The 12,235-nt window shown below is 70.7% G+C and carries 13 protein-coding genes; 6 read left to right on the forward strand and 7 right to left on the reverse strand.

The annotated features are described in order from the left end of the window. Positions 1-25: 25 nt before the first annotated feature. The gene (locus tag KK087_RS06770) at positions 26-553 is read left to right on the forward strand and encodes a DEAD/DEAH box helicase family protein (protein ID WP_214564620.1); all 528 of its coding nucleotides are present in this window, start codon (positions 26-28) and stop codon (positions 551-553) included. A 118-nt stretch (positions 554-671) separates the two neighbouring features. Next, the gene (locus KK087_RS06775) at positions 672-1,745 is read left to right on the forward strand and encodes a TerC family protein (protein WP_214564621.1); all 1,074 of its coding nucleotides are present in this window, start codon (positions 672-674) and stop codon (positions 1,743-1,745) included. On the opposite strand, the gene KK087_RS06780 is transcribed toward KK087_RS06775, so the two are convergent. The 3 genes from KK087_RS06780 to KK087_RS06790 are packed head-to-tail and all read right to left on the reverse strand — an operon-like array spanning position 1,746 to position 4,698. Further along, on the reverse strand, positions 1,746-2,402 hold the full coding sequence (locus KK087_RS06780) for an ATP-binding cassette domain-containing protein (RefSeq protein ID WP_214531445.1): 657 nt from the start codon (positions 2,400-2,402) through the stop codon (positions 1,746-1,748). It lies immediately after the preceding gene. 16 nt (positions 2,403-2,418) lie between these two features. Continuing rightward, positions 2,419-4,395 (reverse strand): bacteriocin-associated integral membrane family protein, encoded by a 1,977-nt coding sequence (locus tag KK087_RS06785; RefSeq protein WP_214564622.1) that lies wholly within the window; start codon positions 4,393-4,395, stop codon positions 2,419-2,421. A gap of 18 nt (positions 4,396-4,413) precedes the next feature. Continuing rightward, entirely contained in the window at positions 4,414-4,698 is a 285-nt protein-coding gene (locus KK087_RS06790; protein ID WP_214564623.1) for a lactococcin 972 family bacteriocin, read from the reverse strand. Between the two features lie 207 nt (positions 4,699-4,905). On the opposite strand from KK087_RS06790, the gene KK087_RS06795 reads away from it, so the two are divergent. From KK087_RS06795 to KK087_RS06805, 3 genes are read left to right on the forward strand one after another with little or no spacing between them, the layout of a single operon-like run. Continuing rightward, positions 4,906-5,595, forward strand: a complete 690-nt coding sequence (locus KK087_RS06795; protein ID WP_214564624.1) for a YceI family protein — start codon at positions 4,906-4,908, stop codon at positions 5,593-5,595. Continuing rightward, complete coding sequence (locus KK087_RS06800) at positions 5,592-6,107, forward strand: sigma-70 family RNA polymerase sigma factor (protein WP_214531448.1); 516 nt, start codon at positions 5,592-5,594, stop codon at positions 6,105-6,107. Before KK087_RS06795 ends, KK087_RS06800 begins: the two co-directional genes overlap by 4 nt. Beyond that, positions 6,104-6,811, forward strand: a complete 708-nt coding sequence (locus KK087_RS06805; protein ID WP_214543730.1) for an anti-sigma factor family protein — start codon at positions 6,104-6,106, stop codon at positions 6,809-6,811. Before KK087_RS06800 ends, KK087_RS06805 begins: the two co-directional genes overlap by 4 nt. 30 nt (positions 6,812-6,841) lie before the next feature. Here KK087_RS06805 and KK087_RS06810 read toward each other — a convergent pair whose 3' ends face one another. Further along, positions 6,842-7,318: a MarR family winged helix-turn-helix transcriptional regulator gene (locus tag KK087_RS06810; RefSeq protein WP_214543729.1), complete on the reverse strand. Its 477-nt coding sequence runs from the start codon at positions 7,316-7,318 to the stop codon at positions 6,842-6,844. A gap of 128 nt (positions 7,319-7,446) precedes the next feature. Here KK087_RS06810 and KK087_RS06815 point away from each other — a divergent pair, with 128 nt between their 5' ends. Next, complete coding sequence (locus tag KK087_RS06815) at positions 7,447-11,016, forward strand: bifunctional proline dehydrogenase/L-glutamate gamma-semialdehyde dehydrogenase (RefSeq protein WP_214564625.1); 3,570 nt, start codon at positions 7,447-7,449, stop codon at positions 11,014-11,016. A gap of 107 nt (positions 11,017-11,123) precedes the next feature. Here KK087_RS06815 and KK087_RS06820 read toward each other — a convergent pair whose 3' ends face one another. The 3 genes from KK087_RS06820 to KK087_RS06830 are packed head-to-tail and all read right to left on the reverse strand — an operon-like array spanning position 11,124 to position 12,231. Further along, positions 11,124-11,321 carry a hypothetical protein gene (locus KK087_RS06820; RefSeq protein ID WP_214531452.1) on the reverse strand — a complete coding sequence of 66 codons (198 nt, stop codon included), beginning with the start codon at positions 11,319-11,321 and terminating at the stop codon, positions 11,124-11,126. A gap of 10 nt (positions 11,322-11,331) precedes the next feature. Next, positions 11,332-11,874, reverse strand: coding sequence for a dihydrofolate reductase family protein (locus KK087_RS06825; protein ID WP_214531453.1), 543 nt, complete (start codon positions 11,872-11,874; stop codon positions 11,332-11,334). Between the two features lie 33 nt (positions 11,875-11,907). Beyond that, the gene (locus tag KK087_RS06830) at positions 11,908-12,231 is read right to left on the reverse strand and encodes a hypothetical protein (RefSeq protein WP_214564626.1); all 324 of its coding nucleotides are present in this window, start codon (positions 12,229-12,231) and stop codon (positions 11,908-11,910) included. Between the last annotated feature and the right edge of the window lie 4 nt (positions 12,232-12,235).

Raw genomic sequence — 12,235 nt, forward strand, 5'->3', positions numbered from 1 at the left:
GGTGGCTGGCGGCTAGGGTCCTCGTGTGATCGTCTGGTTGAACGGAACCCACGGGGCGGGCAAGACGACGACGAGCCGACTCCTCCAGCCGCTGCTGCCCGGGTCGCGGATCCTCGATGCCGAGAAGGTCGGCGAGGTGTTGATGGACGTCACACCGGGGCTGCCGGAGAGCGACAACTTCCAGCACTGGGACCCGTGGCGGCCGCTCGTGGTCGAGACCGCTCGCCGGGTGCACGAGTACGTGGGCGGGCCGCTCATCATGCCGATGACGGTCCTGGTCGAGGCCTACTGGCGCGAGATCGCCGCGGGGCTCGCAGTCCACGCGATCCCGGTCCGGCACTTCGTGCTGCACGTCGACGGCCAGACGCTCCGCGACCGGATCCAGAACGACCCGGTCGTGGGTCCGTCGACCTTCCGGTTCGCGTACGTCGACGCCTACGCCGAGGCGGCGCGCGGCTGGCTGCACGCCGAGGCCGAGGTCATCGACGCCACCGGCGTCCCCGCCATCGAGGTCGCCCGGGCCGTCGCGGACGCGGTGGCGTCAGAGCGCTGACAGCCGGCTCTGTCCGCAGCACGCAGCCCCCGGGTTCGCCACCGCCTGGATCATGCCGGAGACTGGTGCGGGTCGCTCACGAAGCGGCCCGCCCCACCACCAGCAAGGAAGGCTCCGCATGCCCGAGCTCCCCGTCGTGTTCGAAGTCGGCTCGATGATCGCGCTGGTCGCGATCCTCCTCGCCGACCTGCTCATCGTCGCGCGCCGCCCGCACGTGCCGACGCTGCGTGAATCCGGCATCTGGGTGGGCATCTACGTCGGGCTCGCCCTGATCTTCGCGGTCCTGATGCTGGTCTTCGCCGACGGTGACTCGGCCGGGCAGTTCCTGGCGGGCTGGCTGACGGAGTACAGCCTGAGCATCGACAACCTGTTCGTGTTCGTGATCATCATGGCGCGCTTCTCGGTGCCGAAGAAGATCCAGCAAGAGGTGCTGTTGCTCGGCATCATCATCGCGCTCGTGCTCCGCGGGATCTTCATCCTGGTCGGCGCGCAGCTCATCGAGAACTTCTCGTGGATCTTCTACATCTTCGGCGCCTGGCTGATCTGGACGGCGATCCAGCAGCTCCGCGGCGAGGACGAGGACGAGCAGAAGGACACCTTCGTCGTCCGGCTGCTGCGCCGTCGAGTCCGTCTCACCGACACGTACGACGGCATGAAGTTCCGCACCCACCACGACGGTGTCCGGCACTTCACGCCGCTGCTCATCGTGCTCATCGCGATCGGCACCACCGACCTGTTGTTCGCGCTCGACTCGATCCCGGCGATCTTCGGCATCACCGAGAGCCCCTTCATCGTGTTCACCGCGAACGTCTTCGCGCTGATGGGCCTGCGCCAGCTCTACTTCCTGCTCGGCGGACTGCTCGAGCGTCTGGTCTACCTGAAGTACGGCATCGCCGTGATCCTGGCCTTCATCGGCGTGAAGCTCGTCCTGCACGCGCTGCACGACAACGAGCTGCCGTTCCTGAACGGTGGCGACCACATCGCGTGGGCGCCGGAGATCAACACGTGGGTGTCCCTGCTGGTGATCGTCGCGGCGATGGCCGTGTCGACGCTGGCGAGCCTCGTCCGGATGCGCGGGGAGACCCCGGCGAACGACGACGACGCCGTGACCGCAGACGACGCAGCGGCCGACGACGCAGCGGCGGTCGACCAGCACCGCTCCGACGAGGAACGTGCTCGCACCGTCGACTGATCACCGCCCGGTCGTCGTGAGTTCGAGGCACTCATCGGCCCAGCGCGCCACGGCCGGATCGTGGGTCGCGACGACGACTGCAGCCCCAGCCTCGCGGAGCGTCGACAGCTGATGGATGATCGCTGCTCCCGTCGCTTCGTCGAGTGCTGCCGTCGGTTCGTCCGCGAACACCACCTCGGGCTGTCGTATGAGGAGCCGCGCGATGGCCAGACGCTGGCGCTCACCCCCGCTCAGCGTGTGCGTCCGTGTCCGTTCTGATCTGGCGATCTCGACCCGCTCGAGTGCTGATCGTCGGACCTGTCGGCGATCAGCGTGCCGGATGGGCGACCCGATGAACGCGACGTCGAGGTTCTGACGCACGGTCCAGTTGTCCTCGAGCGCGCCGTTCTGGAACAGGTGCCCGACGGTCGATCGGTAGAGCTGTGTCCGCCGCCGCGCGGTGACCCGGGTCACGTCTTCGCCGTGCAGTCGGATCTCGCCGCCGTCGACCCGCTCCAGCAGGCCGAGGCACCGCAACAACGTGGACTTGCCGCTCCCGCTGCGCCCGGTGACGGCCAGCGCGGATCCGGCAGGAACGGTGAGGCTCACTCCTTCGAGGAGCGCATGGGAGCCGTGTGATCGTCGGATACCGCTCGCGGAGAGGACCGGACTGTGCATGGGGTTGCTTTCTCGTTCAGGGACGACTCGTGGCGCGGGTGCGGCGAGCGGTGCGGAAGATCGCGGTCGCCGCGATGACGATGACCACGTCGAGCGCGACGCAGCCGATGGCTGTGACCCGGTCCGGCTCCCGACCGACCAGCAGGGCTCCGGCCGTGACGAGCGCGGCGACCGGGAGCGCGAGCAGGCCTGCCGTCACACGGACGGCGGACATCCCGTGCGTCCAGGAGATCGTCGCGCGGCGGTGGCCGATCATCGTCACTGCTCGGGCGGTCACCGCAGCGGAAGCGGCGAGCCCGAGGACGAGGACCCCCATCGCGGCGAGGTCCTGGTGCAGGTCGCGATCGATCACCGTGGACCGGTAGGAGACCGGGTCACGGAGCGGCTCGATGGTCGCCACGCTCTCCGTCAGGCGGTGCTGCTCGAGGTCGGACCGGAGTCCGACGGGGTCGGTGAAGACGACTTCCCCGGTCGTCATGTTCGAGATGATGAAGTTCTCGGAGACGGACGGTGTGGCCGACGGCAGGACCGCGACGACTGCGTCGCTCTGTGTGCTGGTCGCACCGAGGTCGTCGGTCGCGTAGGTGAACACGCGTTGCGCCTCCATCGGCCGGAGGTCGAGCTCGATGGCGGTGGGGATCCTGCTCGGATCGGCCGAGTTGCTGCGCTGGAAGCGCAGGAACGCACGCCATGCCTCTTGGTCGGACGCCGTGACCGCCGCGCCCTCGGGCACGAGCAACGTGAGCGCGCGCGGGTCGAGGTCCGCAGGCAGGAGGCGGGTCCCAGCATGTGACCGCAGCGTCTGCTCCACGAGGTACTGCGCGTTGACGATCACGACGTTGCCCGCGTCGGGGTCGTGACTCGAGCGATCTGCCGCGATCGCGTGGTCGGCGAGGACGGCGCTGCCGGCTCGGTCGAGGCGGTCGTACATCGCTGCCAGTTCAGGTTGTGCTGCATCGAGTTCGCTGTTCGACGACTCGAAGGTGAGCCGGACGTCCTCGAGCGACGGGGCCCACATGCTCCGTTCGGCAGCGTCGTCACGAGCCAGGGTGATGCTCGCGCTGGCGGATGCGGCTGCTGCCGTCGAGAGCGCGAGGACGAGGACGTTGCTGACCAACGACACGGTGAGCACACGTTTCCAGGGCCGTGCACCGTCGATCCCGCGCGTCACCGACCCGGACGTGCAGACTGCGGCCACGAGGGCAGCGGCAGCGGCGAAGGCGATCGTGCCCGTCAGGACGACTGCGCCGGCCCCGAGGAACAGGTCGAGCCGATCAGGTCGTCCGCCGAGCGCGAGGAGCGCGACGGACAGGGCGAGGCCTCCCGCTCCGGTCGCTGCGATCGCGGAGGACAGCACGCCGAGGTCCCTGCCGACGGACGCGCTGGTCGGTCGACCGAACACCGTGGTGACGGAGCGGATGTTCCGCCGAGATCCTTGCCACGCGACAGCTCCGACGACGATGACGAGGAGCATCGTGCCGCTGATCGGGACGAGCGGGGCTTCCGACGTCGCCCAGAGCAGGAGCGACATCGGCGAGAGTGGGTGCACGGTCACCGTGACGCCCTCGGCGGTGAGCGCCGATGCGAAATCCCTGGCTGCTCCGGTCCCCGCGTCGGTCAGGTAGGTCCCGTTGATGCGGTTGGACGGGAGGTCCGAGAACGGACGGAACCGGGTCACGAGGGTCGGATCGAACCCGGGGACGTCGTCCTGCGAGAGCTGGAACGTCCTCGCCGCGTCGGGGTTGACCACGTACTCGTGCCGCACCACGCCCGACGACCCCTCGGTCCTCGACTCCTTGAGGACGGACATGTCGTGCGCGGCGGCTGCGCGTTCGACGAGCGCTCGGAACGAAGCGGAGTGCGACGACGGGTGGTCCCACACCGTGATCACGTCGGTCGAACCAGCTGGTGCGAGCTCATCGAGCACCTGCACGAGGAGGAACGTGATGCCGAGGACCAGGGCGACGGTGCCCCCGACGAAGAGACGGAACATGAGCCCGACAGCGATGTGTTACCGGACGAACCGGTAGTAGGCGTGGTTGCCGGCGTAGGTCTTCCGGATCGACGACTTGGCGGTCGCTCCACCGGCGGTGTCCCTGCTCCGAGAGAGGTTCCCGGCACCGTTCTCGACCGACGATCCGTGCTTGCGGGTCTTGTGGTAGAAGTTCGAGTAGGCCGTGTTGTTCGCCCCGTTGGTCCCGTAGCTCCAGCTCCCACCACCCTCCGGCGTGATCGTGTACGACGGGGTGATCGCGCCGCCTCCGGGAATGGGTGCACCGTGCTCCTCGACCGCCACGTCGGCCGCCCTGACGACAGGCGTTCCCGCGTGGGCGACGGAGGGGGAAGCGAATGAGCCAGCCGTGAGGACGGCTGCCAGGACAGTGGCGAATCGAGCGTTCATGGTGCTCAAATATGCCGGTGAAATGCCAGATGCACAACCCGTAGTCGGACCTCGCAGAAAACCGGTTTGAACGATCCGCCCTGCCGTCTCGTCGTTGAGGGTATGGCACTCCGCAAACGAACCAAGGTCATCATCGGGATCTCCGCCGGCGTCGTCGTCGTGGCGGCAGCAGCCGTCATCGCCGGCCCGGTCATCTACGCGAACACCGTCAACGGCCAGGCCGCCGCAGCACCCTCGCTGTCGGCGTCCTCGTCCGGCACCCTCGACGCGAAGGACGCCGACGGCACCTGGACCAGCAAGGGCACCTCGTACGCCGGGTACCGGGTGCACGAGGTCCTGCAGGGGAATGATGTGAACGTGGTCGGTCGCACGAAGGACGTCAAGGGCACCGCCGTCGTCGACGGCGGCTCCCTCACCAAGGCGACCGTCACCGTCCAGGTCGGCAAGATCACCACGCCCGAAGCCGCCCGCGACGAGTACTTCCGCTCCACCGCGCTGCAGACCGACAAGTACCCGACGGCGACGTTCGAGCTCACGAAGCCCATCGACGTCACGAAGGCGCTCGACGGTTCCACGCAGGACGTCACCCTCACCGGCACGATGGACCTGCACGGCGTCGAGAAGCCGGTCACGGCCGACGCCCAGGTCGCGGTCGGCAAGGGCGGGACCGTCCAGGTCGCCGGCACCGTGCCGATCACCTTCGCCGACTACGGCGTGAAGGCCCCCTCGCTCGGCTTCGTCACCGTGGACGGGAAGGGCTCCGTCGAGTTCTCCCTCGACCTCGGGAAGTGACCGTGACGAGTCGTTCCGCGGACGAGTTGCTCGCGACGTTGTACCGCGAGCACGGCGACGCGCTCACGCGGTACGTCCGGCACCTCACGCGGGACGGCTCGACGGTCGAGGACGTCGTGCAGGAGGCGATGGTCCGCGCCTGGCAGCGTCCGGCCGTGCTCGAACGGGCACCCGACAGCGCGCGGGCGTGGCTGTTCACGGTGGCGCGCAACCTGGTCGTCGACGAGGCACGGTCGGCACGCAACCGCCGCGAGCGCAGCACCGAACACCAGGTGGAGCGGATCGAGTCGGACAGCACGGACGCCGTGCTGGACCGGATCGTGGTCGCTGACGCACTCGCGTCGCTGACCCCGGACCACCGCCGCGTGGTGGTGGACGCGTACTGGCTCGGGCACACGGTGCCGGAGATCGCACGACGACACGACATCCCGGAGGGCACCGCCAAGTCGCGGCTGCACTACGGGCTGCGAGCCCTCCGGCTCGCCCTGCAGGAACGAGGAGTGACCCGATGAGCGACGACAAGTACGCGGAGTGGGATGCGGCGTACGTCCTGGGGTCGCTCCCGGCCGACGAACGACTCGAGTACGAGCGGCACCTCGAGACGTGCGACCGCTGTGCGGCCGCAGTCGCCGAGCTGGTCGGTCTGCCGGGTCTGCTCGGCAAGCTGCCGGCCGACCAGGCGATCGAGATCGCAGAACCGGACGGGAGGCCCGACACCGGTTCCGAGAGCGACCTCGCCTCCGTCGCCCACCGCGTCCGACACCGCCGCCGCCGTCGCCGGGTGTGGGTCGCTGCCACCGCGGGGCTCGCGGTGGTCGCCGCCGTCCTCGGCGGGCTCGCGGTCGGGGCAGCGGGGGAGCGCACCACGGTGCAGGCCGGTGCCGCTCCGACAGCAGCGGCCACCGCTGACCGGTTCGACATGACCGGCGTGCAGGGACTCGACGTCGAGCTCGCCATCAGTGGCGAGCAGTGGGGCACCCGTTTCGACTGGGGGTGCTCGTACGGCGGCAAGGAGTGGTCCGCCGACGGCTCGATCCTCTACGACCTCGTGGTCGTCCGGACCGACGGTTCGGCCCAGACCGTGGGGTCGTGGACGGCTGCCGGTGCCGACGCGCGCGGACTGTCGGCCTCGACCGACATCCCGCGTGACGAGATCAAGAGCGTGCAGGTCCGGCTGCGCGGTGAGCGCGGCGCGCTCGCCGTCGTCGAGCTCTGACGCTCGTCGAACGCTCGCCGGCACCGTGCACTAGCCGGCGTCGGCCTCGTCCGCGTCGTCCGGGCCGATCGCGTCCTGGACGCGCGCGCTGACGGACCGCAGCGTCTCGGCGTCGGTCCCCACGGGCCTCCAGAACAGGTCCTCCAGCGCACCGGTGTGCGCTCGGATGCCGGCGAGCACCGCGCGACGACCGTCCGTGGTCATCACCACCCAGCTGCCGCGGCCGTCGCTCGGGCAGTCCGCCCGCTCGACCAGGCCACGGGAGACCATGCGCGTGACCTGGTGGCTGACGCGCGACTTCTCCCAGCCGATGCCGGCGGCGATGTCCCGGACGCGCAGACGGTGGTCCGGGTCACGGTGCAGGCCGATCAGGATCTCGAACTCGGGGATGGAGATCCCGGCTCCGGCCTGCACGGCCTGGTCGAGCGCCCGGTCCAGGCGTCGCCAGACGTCGTGGTACGCGTCCCAGGTGGCCCAGTCGTGGCCACCGTTGCCCTCCGTCGACATGCCGACCAGCGTATCCACCGGGCGGACGGTCGGTCCGCGGCGGCAGCGCTTTCATCCGCTCGGATGACTCCTGGCCGACGTACGGCGCGCTCCGAGGTCGCGTCGGACGTCCGGCATACGATCGGAGGATGCCGAGTGCTCGCCTCCAGGACACCACCGACGACGCCGTCGCGCTCGTGCGCCGGTGGCTGGCGGCCTCCGCCGGGGTGAAGCCCGACCCGGGTGCGGCTCGTCTGGCCGAGGTCCTGCGCGACGAGCAGGGCCTCGGCTTCACCCGTGGTTTCGTGGACAAGGTCATCCGCCCCGAAGACCCGCGCGTCGCCGCGCGCAACCTCGAACAGCTGAGCCGCGACGTCCCCGACTTCCTCGCCTGGTACCTCCGCGGGGCGGTGACCCTCGGTGGCGGCTTCGCCACCATGGCGCCGTGGGCCGTGATCCCCACCGCGCGCCGGATCCTGCGCCGGATGACGGGGCACCTGGTGATCGACGCGAGCACCAGCAAGCTCGGGCCGGCCCTCGCCAAGGTGCGCGGGCCGGGCACCCGGCTCAACGTCAACCTGCTCGGCGAAGCCGTCCTCGGCACTGCCGAGAGCGACCGCCGCCTGCAGGGCACCATGGACCTGCTCGCCCGCGACGACGTCGACCACGTGTCGATCAAGGTCAGCTCGGTCGTGCCACAGACGTCGGCGTGGGCCTTCGACCAGACGGTCGAGCGCGTCGTCGACCGACTCGTCCCGCTGTACCGCTCCGCCGCGGCGCCGATGGCCTCCGGCCGACCCGCCAAGTTCATCAACCTCGACATCGAGGAGTACCGCGACCTCGACGTCACCCTCGCCGTGTTCCGGGCGCTGCTCGACCGTGACGAGTTCGCCGACCTGCCGGCCGGCATCGTGCTGCAGGCCTACCTGCCCGACGCCGCGGGAGCACTCGACGCGCTGACCGAGTGGGCGCAGGAACGCCGGGCGCGCGGCGGAGCCCCGATCACGGTGCGGCTCGTCAAGGGCGCGAACCTCGCCATGGAGCACGTCGACGCGATCCTGCACGGGTGGCCCCTCGCCACCTGGGGCAGCAAGCGCGAGACCGACACGGCCTACCTGCGGATGCTCGACGCCGCGCTGACGCCGGAGCGCACCGACGCCGTGCGCATCGGGGTCGCCGGGCACAACCTGTTCGACCTCGCCACCGCGTGGGTGCTCGCGCAGCGCCGCGGGGTCACCGACGCCGTCGACGTCGAGATGCTGCTCGGCATGGCGTCGACGCACGCGCAGGCCGTCCGTGCCGACGTCGGGCAGATCCTGCTCTACACGCCCGTCGTGCAGCCGGACGAGTTCGACTCCGCCATCGCGTACCTCGCCCGTCGCCTGCAGGAGAGCGCGAGCCCCGAGAACTTCATCGCCGCCGCGTCCGACATCGACCACGACGCCAGCGTGTTCGAGCGGGAGCACGCCCGGTACCTGGCGTCCGTCGCGGCGCTCGACGAGCCCGTCCCCGCGAGCCACCGCACGCAGGACCGCCACCGTGCGCTCGGCGAACCCGTCCTGCGGGACGCGTTCCGCAACGCCCCGGACACCGACCCGTCCGTCGCCGCCAACCGTGCGTGGGCGCTCGACGTCCTTCGCCGGGTGCCGCGCTCGCAGCTGGGTGCGCAGACGATCCGCGGCGCGAAGGTCGCCGACCGCTCGAAGCTCGAACGGATCATGGCCCGCACGGCCCAGGCCGGTGTGAACTGGGGGCGGCAGGACCCGTCCGACCGCGCCGAACTCCTCGACCTCATCGGACACGAACTCGAGACCCGCCGGGCCGACCTGATCGAGGTGATGGCTGCCGAGACCGGCAAGACCTTCGCCGAGGCCGACACCGAGGTCACCGGGGCCGTCGACGCCGCCCACTACTACGCCGAGAGCGCCCGTCGCCTGGGCGACATCGAGGGCGCGCAGTACGTGCCGCCGCGGCTGACCGTCGTCGTGCCGCCGTGGAACTTCCCCGTCGCGATCCCCGCCGGGGGTGTGCTGGCGGCACTGGCTGCGGGCAGCGGTGTCGTGCTGAAGCCCGCGCCCGAGGCCAAGCGCTCCGGTGCGGTGCTCGCCGACGTGCTCTGGGACGCCGGGGTGCCGCACTCGCTGCTGCAGCTCGTCGACCTGGCCGAGGACGAACTCGGCCGCGACCTCATCGGCCACCCCACCGTCGACCGCATCATCCTCACCGGCTCGTCCGACACCGCCCGCTCGTTCCGCTGGTGGCGCGCCGGCCTGCCGCTCACCGCCGAGACGAGCGGCAAGAACGCGATCGTCGTCACGCCGAGCGCCGACCTCGACCTGGCGGTGCAGGACATCGTGCAGTCCGCGTTCGGGCACGCGGGACAGCAGTGCTCGGCGGCGTCCCTCGTGATCCTGGTCGGGTCGGTCGGCGAGAGCGAGCGGTTCCAGCGGCAGCTCGTCGACGCCACCCGCACACTCCGGGTCGCGTGGCCCGACGACCCCACGGCGCAGGTCGGCCCGCTCATCGCCGAACCGCAGGGCAAGCTGCGCCGGGGCCTGACCGAGCTCGGGCCGGGGGAGTCCTGGCTCGTGCAGCCCGAGGCGGTCGACGACTCCGGCCGGCTCTGGTCGCCGGGCATCCGCGACGGCGTCCGCCCCGGCAGCGACTTCCACCAGACCGAGTTCTTCGGCCCGGTGCTCGGCATCATGCGCGCCGAGACCCTCGAGCAGGCGATCGCGATCCAGAACGGCACCGACTTCGGGCTGACGGCGGGCATCCACTCGCTCGACGTGGACGAGGTGTCCGAGTGGCTCGCCCGGGTCCGTGCCGGCAACCTGTCCGTCAACCGCGGCATCACCGGTGCCGTCGTGGGACGCCAGCCGTTCGGCGGCTGGAAGGGCTCCTCGGTCGGCACCGGCACCAAGGCCGGCGGCCCGATGTACGTCGCCGCGCTCGGCCGCTGGCTGCCCACGCCCCGCACGGTGCACCGGAGCATCCAGCTGCACGGCCTGCCTCCGCGCGTGACCGCCGTCATCGAGGCGGCACGCAGCGGGCTGTCGTTCGAGGAGTTCGACCGCGTCCGCGCGGGGGCCCTGAGCGACGTCCGCGCACGAGAGACCCTGTTCCGGTCGCAGGACCTGTCCGGGCTCGTGGTGCAGCGGAACGTGCTGCGGCACCGCCCCCAGTCCGTCATCGTCCGCCAGGCCGAGGACGCCTCGACCGTGGACCTCGTCCGGACGCTCGTCGCAGCGACCTCGGCACGTGCGCACATCCTGCTCAGCACGGCTCGACCGCTGCCTGGTCCGCTCACGCAGCTGCTGGCGTCGAACCGGTCCCCGCTCGACGTCGTCGACCACCTGGTGGAGTCCGACCAGGACTTCCACGCCCGCGCATCGTCGGGGGCCGTGTTCCAGGCGGACTGGTCCAGTGGCCAGGACGAACAGCCCGTCGACGCGCTCGAGGCCGTGTTGTCACAGGGGCAGGACCGCCCGGCGCACACGGCGTTCGGTGGTCCCGGTGCACGCATCCGGTTGCTCGGCGGCGACCCCCTCGCCCTCGAAGAAGCCCTGGGTGCGAGCATCGACGTCGCGATCCACGACGCCCCCGTGGTCGAGGCCGGAGTGATCGAGATGCTGCCGTACCTGCGCGAGCAGTCGGTGTCGATCACCGCGCACCGGTTCGGCGACGTCGACAGCGACTTCTCCGAGCTGCGGGTCTAGGCACTTCCGCTTCGCGCGTTGCGCTGCGTGCGTTCCGGGTCGTGAGCAGAAGAGGTCGGGTCCCGTGTGGGGACCCGACCTCTTCTGCACACGAAGTGACCCGAGGATCAGTCCTCGCCGTCCCCGCCCTCTTCGTCCTCGACGCCGGTCTCGTCCATGCGGTCCCGGAGGTGGTCCGCCATCGCGCCGGCACCTTCACCCGCGTGGTCGTGGTCGACCTGCTCGATCAGGCCCTGCAGCTTCTCGTGGTTCGTGGCATCGGTGGCACCGTCCATGACGGGCTCGGTCTGCTCGTTGTCGCTCATGCTCCGGACGCTACGCCGCGGTTGCTGCGGAACGGTAGTGGAGCTCGACCGCTCCGCCGTCGAACGGCGTGGTGCCCACGAGCTCGAACACCGGGGTCGGTGCGGCGACCGGCAGCAGGGGTGCTCCGGCACCGAGCGCGACCGGCATCACGGTGACGCGCAGCTCGTCGAGGATGCCCGCCTGCTGGTACTGCGCCGCGAGCAGTCCGCCGCCGACGACCCAGACGTCACGGCCGTCGGCGACACGCTCGAGGTCGGCCTGGTGGTCGCCGACCGCGCCGGACACGAACCGCACGTCGGCTCCGTCGGGCACCGGCAGGTCGCGGGTCGTGAACACCCAGGTCGCCCGGTCCGGGTACGCCCACGTGTCGTCGTGTTCGAGCAACCACTCGTACGTCGTCGACCCCATCGCGATCGCGCCGACGCCGGCGAAGAACCGGTCGTGGTGCTCCTGGAACGGCTCGAACCCGAACTGCAGCAGCCAGTCGAGGTCGTCGTCGGGCGCTGCGACGAAGCCGTCCAGCGAGGACGCGACGGAGTAGATCGTGCTCATGCCGGGGACGCTACCGAGCACCCCCGACAGGACTCAGCGGCGTCCTCCGCGACCGACGACCGCTGCCTCGGCGATCGCGAGCACCGCGGCGATCCAGAGCTGGTCGAACGCGAACCGACGGCGACGGGGATCGGCGACGGCCAGCGGCACCATCGTCGCACCGTGCAGGGTGTCCACGACGGCGCTCAGGGTGTGCGCGTTGCCGGAGCCAGCCCGCGCGACGAGCACCGCCTGTGCGACCTGCCGGACCCCGAGCACGCCGTGCAGGATGGCCTGGTCAGACCCTCGGGCCGCACGGCTCAGGTGCCACAGGCCGAGCCCGGCCCGGGCCAGCTCGACGACGGCTGTCCCGCTCACGGTC

This window comes from Curtobacterium aurantiacum (genome assembly GCF_018598555.1).
In the GTDB taxonomy this organism is placed as follows: Bacteria; Actinomycetota; Actinomycetes; order Actinomycetales; family Microbacteriaceae; genus Curtobacterium; species Curtobacterium aurantiacum.